The sequence below is a fragment of the Plantactinospora sp. B6F1 genome, assembly GCF_040120695.1.
Taxonomy (GTDB): domain Bacteria; phylum Actinomycetota; class Actinomycetes; order Mycobacteriales; family Micromonosporaceae; genus Plantactinospora.
The window spans coordinates 23,723-36,610 of sequence record NZ_JBEEAC010000006.1 but is presented as its reverse complement, the minus strand read 5'-3'; the positions used below and the strand labels follow the sequence as shown (position 1 = coordinate 36,610).

At 70.8% G+C, this 12,888-nt stretch carries 7 protein-coding genes and 1 pseudogene; 3 read left to right on the top strand and 5 right to left on the bottom strand.

What is annotated here, in order from left to right; all coding sequences use genetic code 11:
- Nucleotides 1–20 precede the first annotated feature (20 nt).
- Nucleotides 21–350: pseudogene (locus ABNF97_RS10845) on the top strand (transposase); the annotation flags it as partial.
- Between the two features lie 722 nt (nucleotides 351–1,072).
- Here the strand turns inward: ABNF97_RS10845 and ABNF97_RS10840 are convergent.
- Nucleotides 1,073–1,666 (bottom strand): hypothetical protein, encoded by a 594-nt coding sequence (locus ABNF97_RS10840; RefSeq protein WP_207230373.1) that lies wholly within the window; start codon nucleotides 1,664–1,666, stop codon nucleotides 1,073–1,075.
- Between the two features lie 129 nt (nucleotides 1,667–1,795).
- Here ABNF97_RS10840 and ABNF97_RS10835 point away from each other — a divergent pair, with 129 nt between their 5' ends.
- Both ABNF97_RS10835 and ABNF97_RS10830 read left to right on the top strand, forming a co-directional pair.
- On the top strand, nucleotides 1,796–3,523 hold the full coding sequence (locus ABNF97_RS10835; RefSeq protein WP_349338444.1) for a RecQ family ATP-dependent DNA helicase: 1,728 nt from the start codon (nucleotides 1,796–1,798) through the stop codon (nucleotides 3,521–3,523).
- 129 nt (nucleotides 3,524–3,652) lie between these two features.
- The gene (locus tag ABNF97_RS10830) at nucleotides 3,653–4,159 is read left to right on the top strand and encodes a hypothetical protein (protein ID WP_130460376.1); all 507 of its coding nucleotides are present in this window, start codon (nucleotides 3,653–3,655) and stop codon (nucleotides 4,157–4,159) included.
- A gap of 58 nt (nucleotides 4,160–4,217) precedes the next feature.
- On the opposite strand, the gene ABNF97_RS10825 is transcribed toward ABNF97_RS10830, so the two are convergent.
- The 4 genes from ABNF97_RS10825 to ABNF97_RS10810 form a co-directional block, all read right to left on the bottom strand.
- Complete coding sequence (locus tag ABNF97_RS10825) at nucleotides 4,218–4,409, bottom strand: DUF397 domain-containing protein (RefSeq protein WP_130460377.1); 192 nt, start codon at nucleotides 4,407–4,409, stop codon at nucleotides 4,218–4,220.
- The gene (locus ABNF97_RS10820; protein WP_130460378.1) at nucleotides 4,397–5,164 is read right to left on the bottom strand and encodes a Scr1 family TA system antitoxin-like transcriptional regulator; all 768 of its coding nucleotides are present in this window, start codon (nucleotides 5,162–5,164) and stop codon (nucleotides 4,397–4,399) included. The genes ABNF97_RS10825 and ABNF97_RS10820 overlap by 13 nt, the downstream gene beginning before the upstream one ends.
- A 264-nt stretch (nucleotides 5,165–5,428) precedes the next feature.
- Nucleotides 5,429–9,445, bottom strand: coding sequence for a S8 family peptidase (locus tag ABNF97_RS10815; protein ID WP_349338443.1), 4,017 nt, complete (start codon nucleotides 9,443–9,445; stop codon nucleotides 5,429–5,431).
- 447 nt (nucleotides 9,446–9,892) lie between these two features.
- Nucleotides 9,893–12,838, bottom strand: a complete 2,946-nt coding sequence (locus tag ABNF97_RS10810) for an ATP-binding protein (protein WP_349338442.1) — start codon at nucleotides 12,836–12,838, stop codon at nucleotides 9,893–9,895.
- Nucleotides 12,839–12,888 lie beyond the last annotated feature (50 nt).

Genomic DNA, 12,888 nt, shown 5'->3' with positions numbered 1-12,888 from the left:
CAATTCACACGTGACGACCCCGAGATCTTCTGGCACGGCTCACTGCGGCCTGCCCCGAGATGACCCACCTGGCCGCCGTTGTCGCCGGCTTCGCCGAACTCCTGACGCCCAAAGCGGGAAACACCGACAGGCTCTCGCTCTGGATCGCCCCGGTCCACGCGGCCGATCTACCCCACCTGCACGCCTTCATCCGAGGCCTGGAACAGGACCGCGACGCTGTGAACGCCGCGCTCACGCTTCCGTACAGCAACGGCCCCACCGAAGGCGTCAACACCAAGACCAAACGGATCGCACGCCAAATGCACGAACGAGCAGGCTTCACCCTGCTCCGCCACCGCATCCTCCTCGGACAGCAGCACTCTCCGTCACCACCGAAAGCGACACACAGCAAATGCGAGTTCATGCAGCTCGCACATCGAGATTCATTTTGAATTTCTAGCGACGAACGCCGCCCAAATGGCCTGTAAACTGCCGGAACCTCGATCCAACAAGTGCGACTGGAGTACTATTTCTCAGGTTCTGGCCTCCACGCTACGAGGGGAAGGGCACTAGCGCAGGAATCAGCAGCGCCAGCATAACCCAGATGCCGAGGATCCAATACGTATGGCGCCGCCATGGGAACGCGGGAACAGCACCACCGCCAGCCAGCGCCGGAACGACTTCTCCAGCCCGGGCCCGTTCTATCTTACGCGCTGCCCGGCGTGCCCCAGGATAGCCCAAAACACGTCCGACAAGCGACGCCTGGAAGGCGTAGCAGTCAATTTCACTGCCCCCTTCGGTCCTGACGACGAGACCCCGCTCAGTCGAAACCCCACTGACTTCTCCCCAAGAAATGCGGTGAGTCGATCCTGGATTAACGACTACCAGGCCGACGGCAGTCGCTTCTACATAAGAGAACATCGTAAACAGCGCTATAAGATAGCAGACGACGGTGAGGAACGTGGCGACAGTCACGAGCTCGGCCCAGCTGTTCGCCGGATTCAGGCTGAACATCACCATCATAAAGACGCAGAGCAGACAGAGCAGGAGCCCACCCGCCCAGTTGGTCCAACTCCTCATTGCCATCCCATCGTCACCAACGGTCAGGGCCGTTGGTCGCGGCCCACATGTTCGCGTTACCAGACAGAGCTGGAAGTGTAGCAACCGGATCGAAGGTGTTGATCAGCTGCTTGGACCTAGTGGACGCATAACTCAGAGCCGGAATTGAGTGAATTACATCATCCGTTACGTACCCTGCGTTGATCACCGATATTGGGGCCCTGGCCCTGACCGCGTTGCCCATCACAGTCGTGCGAGTCGGCATCTTCTCGGCTAGGCCCGGGTTGAATTTCCAGGGGGTGTCCCGCAGGTACGCACGTCCGGATCCAGCCGCCGCCCGAGCCAGTCCAGCACCGGCGATAATGAAGGCAGCGTCAGTAATGTGCCCGCGCCAGTTCATTTCGGAAAGATCCCAGTCGTTTTTGTAACCGTCCACGAGAACGCCGCCAACAAGGGCCGCTCCGGCGACGACGGTGCAAGCGCCAGCGGACGCGACGATACAGACGACACCTCCTACCACGATCAAGCCCTTACTGATGCCAAGACCATCGGCTGACACCCAGCCAGCAATGAAACCGAACGGGTGGTGCCGGCAATCCCTCGCCAGCACCACCCGTTCAAAACACATCACCCGACCGTCGACCTACTCCCACACGCCCCGCGACGCACCCCCGGACCGGCCGAGCCGATGCCGGCCGCCGGCCGGCGGCGCGGCCGTCGTTTCGGTGTGGGATGCGCTGGGTACCACCGGCGACCGATGAAGCTGACACCCCTGCACGCCAGCCGGCTCCGCCGTACCGCACGGCACCGGTTCGGTTGGCGATCGCTGCGCCCCGACCAACTCACCGCGATGCGTGCGCTGATGCGCGGCCGGGACGCTCTCGTCGTACTGCCGACCGGGGCCGGAAAGTCGGCCGTCTACCAGGTACCGGCGACGCTGTTGCCCGGACCGACGGTGGTGATCTCGCCTCTGCTCGCCCTCCAGCAGGACCAGATCACCGCGCTCAACGACCGTGGCCGACCGGAGCTGCGCGCGGTACGGATCAGTTCGGCGGAGAGCCCCGGGCAGCAGACCGCCGCCCTGGACGAGATCCGGTCCGGCCGGGCCCGGTTCCTCTTCACCACCCCCGAACAGCTCAGCAACCCGGACCGGCTGGCCGAGGTACGCGCGCTGCGCCCGGCCCTGGTCGCGGTCGACGAGGCGCACTGCATTTCGGCCTGGGGGCACGACTTCCGTCCCGACTTCCTGGCGCTGGGGCACCTGATCCGGGAGCTGGGCCGCCCGCCGGTGGTCGCGCTGACCGCCACCGCGTCGCCGCCGGTCCGGGACGACATCGTCAGCCGGCTCGGCCTGCGCAAGCCCCGGGTGGTGGTCTCCGGGCTGGACCGCGCCAACCTGTTCCTGGAGGTGGCGAACTGCGCCACCGAGGACTACCGGTGGCGGCGGCTGCTCGCGCTGCTCCGCGCCGAGTCCCCGCCCGGGATCGTCTACGTGCCGACCCGCCGGGCCGCCGAGGAGTTGGCCGAGCGGCTGACCGCTGCCGACTTCCCGGCGAAGTACTACCACGGCGGGATGCCGGCCGGGGCCCGCGAGGACCTGCACGAGGAGTTCCTCGCCGACCGGGTACCGATCATGGTCGCCACCTCGGCGTTCGGGATGGGGATCGACAAGCCGAACATCCGCTGGGTGGCGCACATGGCGCTGCCGGACGCGCCGGACAGCTACCTCCAGGAGATCGGCCGGGCCGGGCGGGACGGCGAGCCGGCCCGCGCGCTGCTGCTCTGGCGGGCCGAGGACGTCGGGCTGCGCCGGTACTTCAACGGCGGCACCCCGGACCCGGAGGAGCTGCGTGACCTCGCCGCGCTGCTCCGGGAGGGGCCGACCACCCGGAAGGCGCTGCGCGAGCGGACCGGGCTCGGTGCCCGCAAGCTCGGCCAGCTCCTCGCCCTGCTGGAACAGGTGGGCGCCGCCGACACCCGGGCCGACAACCGGCTCGGCAGCCCCCGGTACGCCCCGAAGCCCGTCGACGCGGCCACCGCCGCGCTGGCCGAGACGGAACGGCAGCAGACGGTGCAACGCTCGCGTACCGACATGATGCGGGCGTTCGCCGAGACCCGGAGCTGCCGGGGGCAGACCCTGCTGGCGTACTTCGGCGAGCGGCTGCCGAAGCCCTGCGGTCACTGCGACAACTGCCACGCCGGACGGGACGCCACCGGCTTGGACGCCACCGGGTCGAACGGCACCGGGTCGAACGGCACCGGCACGAAACGGCGCCGCCCCGGCCGGCGTGCTGCCCGAAACGCCTCCAAAGCCAGCGAACCCTTCCCGGTGCACAGCACGGTCCGGCACACCGAGTGGGGTTCCGGAATGGTACTCAGCTACGAGGGTGACCGGATGACGGTGCTCTTCGACGAGGTGGGCTACAAGACGCTGTCGGTGCCGGTGGTCAGCGAGCAGGGCCTGCTGGAGCCAATTGACGACTGAGCTGCGGTGTCTCGGGGTACGGAGCACAGGACGCCGGGACGCCCGGGACGTCGTACGGCGATTCGGTTTGCCCTCGGGCCCGCCGTGCCGTGGGATGTGATGGTTTGTTCTCAGTGGAGGGAGGTTGCCGTGACCGAGCAACCGCTGTATGCGAGCGAGTTCGGATTCTCCGACGACGAGTGGGGTCTGCTGGTCGGCCTGCCGCAGTCGGTGCTGACCGCGGCGAGCGCCGCCGAGTCGGACGGTGGCCGTCGGACCCGGACGGAGAACGCCGCCGGGCTGGAGAGGATCGCCGCCGGACGGGAGTCGGCCAGCCCGCTGGTCGCCGCCGTCGCCGGAGAGCTGATCATCCGCATCGGTGACCCGGAGGTGGGCGAGGAACTGCCGGTGATCGAACCGGACGACCCGAAGGCGCTGATCGCCGACGTGCTGAGCCGGGCGCGGAGCGCCTCGAAGCTGCTCGCCGGCCGGGTCTCCGAGGGCGAGGCCGGGGCGTACCGGCACTGGCTTCTGACCATCGCCGAGTACGTGGTGACCGCCGCGTCGACCGGTGGGGTGCTGGGGCTCGGCGGCGACGAGGTGACCGAGTCGGAGCGGCGCTTCCGCGACGAGCTGGCGCACGTACTCAACGACTGAGTGCCGGGTACGGCGGTGCCCCGTACCGCGACGGTACGGGGCACGGGTGCTGCTGCGGTCAGCGGGGCGTGACGTCGCGGACGAACGCGCGCCAGGCCGTCGGGCCGAAGGTCAGCACCGGTCCGGCCGGGTCCTTGCTGTCCCGCACGCCGACGATGTCGGGAAGGTTCTTCGCCACCTCGACGCAGGTGGATCCGCCGTTGCTGCTGCGGGTCGACTTCCGCCAGATGGCACCGGTCAGGTCTGCCATGTCGCCGCCACTTCCTTGATCAGTCCGAGGGTCTGCTCGGTGGGCAGGGCTACCGCCCGAATGGCCTCCCACGCCTCTTCGAGGGTATCAATCTCGTCCTGCTGGCTGACCACGTGCGCGCGTAGCCGGTTGTCCAGGTGCGCCGCCGCCCCGGACGGTCCCTTGGCCAGGATGAATCCTCCGGCGAGGCCGACGTGTCCCCCGGCGGTGGCGGGGACGACCTGGATGTGGATGTGCGGGCGCTCGGCGAACTGGACGAGGCGTTCGCACTGCTCGGCCATGATCGCCGGGCCGCCGACGCAGCGGCGCAGCACCGCCTCGTCGACCATGACGAAGAACTGTGGCGGCTTCGAGCCGGCGAGGATGCCCTGCCGCTCCATCCGGGACTGGGTGCGCTGCTCCACCTCGTCGGCGGTCATCAGGCCGCCCCAGCCGAGCACCGCCCGCGCGTACGCCTCGGTCTGCAACAGGCCGGGCACCAGTGCCGGCTCGAACCAGCGGAGCAGCCGCGCCTCCCGTTCGATTTCGAGCCACTCGCGCAGCCAGACCGGCTCGCGGCGGCGCAGTACGTCCGGCCAAAGGTCCCCTATGTCCCGGCCGACGGCCGCCGCGACCTGGGCACGATGTCGAGTCTGCGGAATCCGTCCAGGGGTCACCCACCGTGCCGCCGTCTTGGGGTCCACGCCGATCTGACCCGCGAGCGATTCGGCCGTCTGACCGGTTTCGGCCATCGCGACTTTGAGGGCATGGTTCATTCCAACTCCTTATCGGACGTACCCGGCGATCGAAACCCAATCCGTGGCGCGGTGTGATTGTTCCATCACTGGGCGCAGGCTTCAATCCATGCACCGACACAGGCACCGGCACAACCGCCGAGCCGGCCAGGCAGGCCCGCGAGCGGCCGAGCCAGACCCACAAACGGCGCAGGGCACAGCACGCCGCCCGCCACGTCGCGCTCTGGGCGCGGCGTGACGGGCGGCAGGCCCTTGAGTGGGCGGCTTCCCCTTTCTTGCGAGCGATCAGCGTCGGGTGGTCAACCCGTAGGCGTTGTGCAGCGTCTGCACGATCCGGTTACCCGCGGCGTCCCACGCCTCGGTCCGCAACTTCACGGTCTCCGAGCCCGGCCGCCTCGGGTGGTCCGCCTGGACCCGGTACGTCCCGTCCGGCAGCTGCCTGACGTGCAGCTTCGTCCAGGTCCGGCCGTCGTCGTAGCTCGCCTCCATCCTCAGGCCGGCGATCTTCGGCAGCGCTGCGGTGGTCGGCTGCCGATAGGGCTCGACCGTGAACACGTGCTTGCGACCAGCCGGCAACCGGTTGTCGAGGTTGAGGTCGAGGTCGTACCGCAGGAAGATCAGCGGTTGCACGCCACACTTGTCCACGCAGAGGTCGAGCCCGTCGTAGCCGCGCGGGATCTCCTTGCCATCCGGAGTCTGCGACCGGAAGACCCACTCGCTGTCCACCTTGGTGCCGTACCCACCGTGCGGCGAGATGTCCTCGAAGTGCTGGGTCATCCGGTACGAGGTGGGTCGGTCGGGTAGCTCGTAGTACGGCATCATGCCCGGGATCCCGACCAGGCTCTGCTGGGGCAGCTCCACGCCGTCGGCGTAGAGGTGGATCTCGTCGACCCCTTCGATGCCCTCGAACTCCTTCGAGTTCGAGTAGGTGGTCGGCTGGTCGTAGTGTCCGTCCTCGTCGGCGGTCATCGTGAAGATCGGCATCATGTCGCCGGAGAACCACCCGGTGTACCGGCAGACGGCGCACGGCGGACCCTCTGACAGTACGGCCATCGTCTGCTGGTCAACAGCCAGTGAGCTCGGCGGGGTGGGTCCCTCGCCCCAGGTTTCCACCCCGTTGTGCGGCCGGGTGAAGACCTGGTAGTCGTACATCCCCCCGAGCTGGTACCAGGGCTGGTGACCGGGGCCCTTGACCAGCCACTCCGCCAGGTCGGCGGTGACCACCCGGCGGAACCAGAGGGTGGTGTCGGAGACCGGCCCGATGTGCTGGGTGCGGGCGGTCGGTCCGACCGTCTCCTCCAGGGTCAGCAGGGAGAAGGACGAGGCGAGGGCGTCGACCGGGACCAGGGTCGGCCAGGACGGCAGCGCCCCCAGCTCCTGCGCGACCGGCCGGTCGGCGTGGTACTCCTGCCGGAGGTTCACCAGGTCCCTGTCCCGCACCCGGTTGGTCAGGGAGCGGGGGATCTGGTTCTGCTCCAGGTAGGACAGCGTGTAGACGTCCGGGATGGACGGCTGGCCGTGGTAGTGGAAGGTGGCCTTGCCTCTGGCCGGTCCGTTGCCCCTGGCCCCCTTGCCCCCGGCCAGCCGGGCCTGGATCGCCTTCCCCTCCGCCGCCGGGACCGCGATGGTGGGCAGCGGGAAGACGCTGTACGGCAACTGGAATCCGGTCAGCCGGGGCATCCCCTCGTTGCCGTAGGCGAGCACCGCGGCGGCGCCGGCCCGCGCGGCCCGGTTCAGCGCCGGGAGTACGCTCTCGGCGCCGAGGGACGGGACGACCGACCGGTCACCGACGGCCAGTAGCGCGACCTTGCCGCGCACCTTGGCCCGGGCGAAGTCCGCCTCCTCGCCCGCGCCGACATCGACGATCGGCAACCGGCCCTTGCCGTCCAGCCGCTGCACGCTCGCCGAGTAGTGCTGGTATCGCGGATGCAGGTTGCCCTGTCCCTTCAGCTCCGGAACCCGGGCGGTGAGCACCGGGGTACCGAGCAGGTGCCCGTGTTCGAAGAAGAACTTCCCGACCGTGACCCGCTCGGTCGGCAGCGCCCAGCCCTTGACGCCGTAGGGCGCCTGTCCGGTCACCTCGCCGAAGCCCATCGGTGAACCGTCCACCTGGTGCCAGAAGTTGAAGCTGACTCCGTACTCCTCGGTCGGCCGGTCCGTGCGGACCTCCATCGGTACGGCCCGGTTCATGTCGAGCGTGATCGTGGTGTCGGCGGAGAGTTCCACCTGCGGGTCGGCGAGCGCCACCGCGTTGTTCAACTCGTTGGTGTCGTAGTCGAAGAGGGCGACCGAGGTCACCGCGTAGACGCCCTCGTCCAGGTGTTCGCTCACTGTCGCGGCCGCCGGCAGGATGATCCACTCGCCGGTGTCCACGTCGGTCCGCCGGATGATGACCGAGCCCCGCGCCACGGCGGCGGCGTCCGTCCGGTCCACCACCTTCACCGTCAGGTCGTGACCCAGCGACTCCTTGTAGGCGCCGACCGGCGTCCGCAGGGTCAGGTCGCCGGCCGTGGCGACGATCTGGCCGGAGTAGAGCCCGGCCGTACCCTTCTCCGTGTCGAGCGCCACCGTCACGTCGGCGGTGCCGCCGGCCGGCACCTGCACGCTGGACGGCGTCACCGTCAGCATGCCGGCCGGTGCCGCGCCGTCCGGATTCGCCAGGGCCGCCGTAAGGGCGAGCGTCACCGGCTCGGATCCGGTGTTGCGGTAGGTCACCGTGCGGCTGGCGGAGCCCTGCTGGGGGTACCTGAGCCGACCGAAGTCCGCCGCCGAGGTCGTCGGGACCACCGTCGACCGGACGGCGGCGGCCACGTCGAGCTGGCCGGAGCCGGTCTGGTAGACGGTGAAGCGGTCGTCCTTCGCCGTACCGATCAGCGCCGCCTTGAGCTGGGCCGCGGTCCAGTCCGGGTGCTGCTGGGCCAGGATCGCCGCGGCGCCCGCCACGTGCGGGGTGGCCATCGAGGTGCCCGACATCGGCTGGTGGCCACCGCCCGGCTTGGCCGCGACGATCTCGAAGCCCGGCGCGGCCAGTTCCGGCTTGAGCGCGTAGTCCCCGAGCCGGGGACCGTTGCTGGAGAAGTTGGTGAGCTGGCCGGACTTGTCCACCGCCGCCACGGTCAGCGCCGCGTCGGCCGCCCCGGGCGAGCCGACGCTGCGGGGCGCTCCCTCATTGCCGGCAGCGATCACGAACAAGGCACCGGTGCTGGCGGTGAGGGTGTTGACAGCCATGCTCACCGGGTCGGTGCCGTCGGTGGGGTCACCGCCGAGGCTCATGCTGACGATGTCGGCGTCCTGGTCGGCGGCGGCCCACTCCATCCCGGCGATCACGTCCGAGTCGTAACAGTTGCCGCCGTCGTTGCAGACCTTGCCGACCAGCAGGTTCGCTCCGGGTGCCATGCCCCGGAAGCTGTCGCCGGTGCTGGCGATGGTGGCCGCGACGTGAGTACCGTGCCCGTGGCCGTCGGCGACCGTCTGCCCCTGCACGAAGCTCTGGCTCGTCACCACCTTGCCGGCGAGGTCCGGGTGCTGGGCGTCGATGCCGGTGTCCAATACCCCGACCCTGACCCCGGTGCCGTCGAAGCCAGCCGCCCACGCCTGCGGCGCACCGGTCAACGGGACGCTGACGTCCAGCGACACCCGGGCCGTGCCGTCCAGCCACAGCCGGTCCAGGCCGGCACCGAGCTGCCCCGGCCTGGGCGACACCTGCGCCCAGAACGCTGCCGCCTCGTTCTTCGCCACGTCCAGCGCGGCACCGTTGATGCTGTCGAGGGCCCGCACCTCCCGGCTGCCCGGCAGTTCGTCCGCCCTGGCCCGCAACGTCTTCTCGGCCGTCGCCCTGGAACGGGCCGACCGCAGGTCCGGGCCAGCCCCCTGATAGCCGACGACGACCGGCACGGTGGCCGCCGAGCCGTCCGTGCGGTTCTCCGCGATCAACCGGCGGACGTCGAAGAGCCGCCGGTCCAGCCGCCCGGCCGCGACCAGCTCCGCCGCGTCCGACGGCAGCACGTAGAGGTTGTCCTGGTCGACCAGCGCCCGGACGAGGACCTGCCGGCCGTCCGGGCGGGCCGACACCTCCGTCTCGACCTGGGGCTTGCCGGAGGCGGGGATCGTCACCTGCACCCGGTCGCCGGTGACCAGCGTGATGTCGTGGACCTGCGGTGCGCCGCCGGCAAGCTCCCGCAGTGCCGGGATGACCGGCCGGGCTGCGGGTGGTTCGGCGTTCGCCGGGGCGCTGGCCACCGCCAGCGGCAGCGCCACGAGCAGGGCCGTGGCGAAAGCGGTATATCGACGGTATGGGTGCATCTGCTCTCCTACCTGATCTGTGTGCCGCGGATTGTGATCCCCCGCCGTCCCGGCCGCCTCCGCCGTGCCCGCGTGCCAGGGGTCGCTGGCGAGCAGGAGCGGTCAGATTCCCGATCGCTCACAACGGCAGCCAGTCTTCGTCAGTCTGTCCACTTTGGGGCTTCTCCGTCGGATCGTCGTCGTCGTCGACGGCGGCGGTGACCGCAGACGGTGAAGGACCCGGATTCGGATTCGGCTCCGGGGCCGGGGGCAGCTTCGGCCCTGGGTCCGGATTCGGATTCGGGGCCAGCTTCGGCCCTGGGTCCGGATTCGGATTCGGCTCCGGGGCCAGCTTCGGCTTCGGGGCCGGCTTCGGGTCCGGGTCGACGTCGGGCGGGGATGCTCCGGCATTCACGCTTGCAGCGTGCGCAGGTCAACGCGGCGTAGCAATGGCGGGAAGACCGCCAACTAATTGGTCGGCGTACCACCAACGGTGGCGGGTGCGCCGCGCATCCGGTCCCGGACCTGCCGGCGGGATCCCGCATCGAGCTTGCGGGTCACCGCCGCGACGTGCTTCTCGACGGTACTGACCGACAGGTACAGCGCGTCCGCGATCTCCTGGTTGGTCCGGCCGTCGGCCACCAGCGCCGCGACCTCGCGCTCGCGCGGCGAGAGCTGGTCACCATAGCCGCGCCGCCCCCGGCGGTGCCGGGCCGGGACGGCGACTCCGTACCGGCGGGCGGAGCCGGCGGCCCGGTCGAGATCCCAGCTGGCGCCCAGCCGCTGGTACGTCGCCAGCGCCGTACGCAACGACTCACCCGCCGCCGCCGGGTCCCCGCCGGCGAACTGACTCCCGGCCGCCCGCTCCCAGGCCTGCGCCGCCTCGTACGGGCAGCGCAGCCGGTCGTACTCGGCGGCGGCGGCGAGCAGTCCGATGGCGGCGGACCGGTGCCGCCGGCACGCCGCCGCGAGCACTCCCCGGGAATGCCGCAGAGCAGCCCCGGCCAGCGGGACGTCCAGGGCTCGCAGTTCCCCGGCCGCCTCGGTGAGCAGTTCCCGAGCACCCGCCAGATCACCGGCGAGGACCAGCGCCTCGGTCATCGCCGGCAGGCAGCGGGCAACCGGAGCCCAGATGCCGCGTCGCCGGATCACCGCGATCTGCTGCCGGGTCATCTCCGCGGCTGCCGCCGAGTCGCCGTCGGCGAGCGCGAGACGAAGCGCGGCGGCGGTGCCGAGGCCACCGTGGCTGAGCACGGCCGAGCCTTCCGTGGCCGGCGCACCCAGCCGTTCCCGTGCCTCGGCCAACTCACCCCTTGCCAGCCGCAGTCCACCCGCGATCAGCTCCACCTCGGTACGCGCCGGTACGAAGTCGACGAGTTCGGCGAAGAGCCGCTCCACCCTGGGCAGCAGGCCGTCCCACTCGCCGGTGCAGTAGTCGAGGAGGGCCCGGGCCGACAGCAGGCTGGCGGCGCGCTGCGGCAGCTCCCAGGCTCCGGAGTACGCCAACGCCCGGGCGACCAGCTCGGCGGCCCGGTCGTGGTGGCCGGCATAACACGCCTCGACCCCGATCGCGTACCACGCCCACGCCTCGACCCGGTGCTGCCGTCGCGCCGCGCCCGGGTCGGCCTCGGCGATCCGGGCGAGCCGGTCCAGCAGCTCAAGCCACTGCCGGTCACCGTTGAGGACCTGCACCATCGCCACCTTGCCCAGCATCCGGATCTGGTCCTCCACCACGGCGACCCGCGCCAGCTCGGCCAGGGCCCGTTGTTGCCAGTCCCGGTACTCCGCCAGGGGCACGTCCAGGTCGAGCGGGATTCCCAGGCAGGCCATCGCCCAGGCCCGCAGGTCGTGCCGGTGGGGATCGAGATGCTCCACCGCCACCCGGCACAACTCCCGCTGCCGGTGCAGATCGCTGCGACCCGCGTCCATCGCTATCGCGGTCAACAGGGACAGCTCGCCCCGGACCGGCGAGCTCAGCTCCCGGTCGAGAACCCCCAGCAGCAGGTCCACGATCTCCTCGTCACCGCTGGTGTCGGCGGCCAGCGTGCGGCCGAGGGTCACCGCGAGCCGCCCCGCCCGGTCGGCGTCCAGCGGTGCGTCCCGGAGCACCTCCTCCAGCAGCCGGACGGCCTGCGCGCCGTGCCCCACCGCCAGCGCCTGCTCGGCGGCGCGCTCGGCGGCATCCACCCAGGCATCCGTCCGGCTCCCCCGGCGCAGATGCGCGGCGATCCGGCCCAGCGGTGGCGGGTCCAGCAGTTGCAGCGCGTCCGCCGCCTGGGCGTGCAGCCGGGCACGCCGGACCTCGGGGATCGCGTCGTAGACCGCCTGGGCCGCGAGCACGTGCCGGAAGCCCACCCGGTCACCCTCCTCCGCCAGCACCCCGGCGGCCAGCGCCTCCTCCACCGCGCGCCACACCCGCGGTGCGGGCAGCCGGCAGGTGTCGGTGAGCACCTCCAGCGGCACGAAGCCCTGCAGGACGGCCGCGCCGGCCAGCACCGACCGGGTTTCGGGCGCGAGGTGGCCGATCCGTTCGAGTACCTGGTCCCGGATCCCGGCCGGTACGTCCAGGCGGTCCAGCGCACGACGGGCCCAGCCGCGCTGCCGGTACATGATCTTGCCCTTGGCACGGAGCAGCGCCAGCAGTTCCTCGATCGCGAACGGGAGGCCGGAGGCCCGCTCGCAGAGATAGCCGGCGAAACCCTCGGAGATCCGGTCGATGCCGAGGATGGCAGCGGCCAGGGCGCCGGTGCCGGCGACGTCCAGCGGCGCCAGACGTACGTGGGCCTGGTGCACCACCGCCGGCAGGCGGGCCGGGATCGCGCGGACCTGCGCGGCGACCTCCTCGTCCCGGTAGGTCAGCACCAGCGACAGCTTCGGCGGCGGATCGGCCAGCAGGTAGCGCAGGAAGTCGGGGGTGTCCGCGTCGGCCCAGTGCAGATCCTCCAGCACCAGCACCAGCGGCCCCGCCGCCCGAAGCAGCTCGACCAGCGCCCGGAAGACGCGATGCCGCTCGACCCGCCGGTCGGAGGTCGGCTCCGGCAGCGGCGGCAGCACGTCGGTCAGCTCCGGCACCAGGGGGCGCAGGGCGCCGGTCACCGTGGACAGGGTGGCGCCGCGCAGTGGTCCCCGCAGCTGACGAACGGCCTCGATCACCGGAAACAGCGGGAACGGGTCACTCACCCGCCGGCACGCCGCCACCACGACCGGCGCCCGGGCGTTCCGCTCACCGGAACGCAACTCGTCCACCAGCCGGGTCTTGCCGATGCCGGCCTCGCCCTCCACCACCACGAGCGAGGGCGGCCGACTCGTCGCCTCGACCAGCGCCGCCAGCTCACGGTCCCGACCGACCAGCGCCACCGCGGAGATCGCGGCGGGCTCGCCGGATACGGAGGAGGACGTCGCCGCCGTGCTCATGGCGCCTCCCGTCGCTAGCCAAGATTGCTGGCATTGTGGCACGTCAGCAG

Bases quoted from the DNA above. Each gene is read 5' to 3' on its own strand.
- ABNF97_RS10840 (WP_207230373.1), bottom strand. From the start codon at position 1,666: ATGTGTTTTGAACGGGTGGTGCTGGCGAGGGATTGCCGGCACCACCCG.
- ABNF97_RS10835 (WP_349338444.1), top strand. From the start codon at position 1,796: ATGAAGCTGACACCCCTGCACGCCAGCCGGCTCCGCCGTACCGCACGG.
- ABNF97_RS10825 (WP_130460377.1), bottom strand. From the start codon at position 4,409: ATGGCAGACCTGACCGGTGCCATCTGGCGGAAGTCGACCCGCAGCAGC.
- ABNF97_RS10820 (WP_130460378.1), bottom strand. From the start codon at position 5,164: ATGAACCATGCCCTCAAAGTCGCGATGGCCGAAACCGGTCAGACGGCC.
- ABNF97_RS10815 (WP_349338443.1), bottom strand. From the start codon at position 9,445: ATGCACCCATACCGTCGATATACCGCTTTCGCCACGGCCCTGCTCGTG.
- ABNF97_RS10810 (WP_349338442.1), bottom strand. From the start codon at position 12,838: ATGAGCACGGCGGCGACGTCCTCCTCCGTATCCGGCGAGCCCGCCGCG.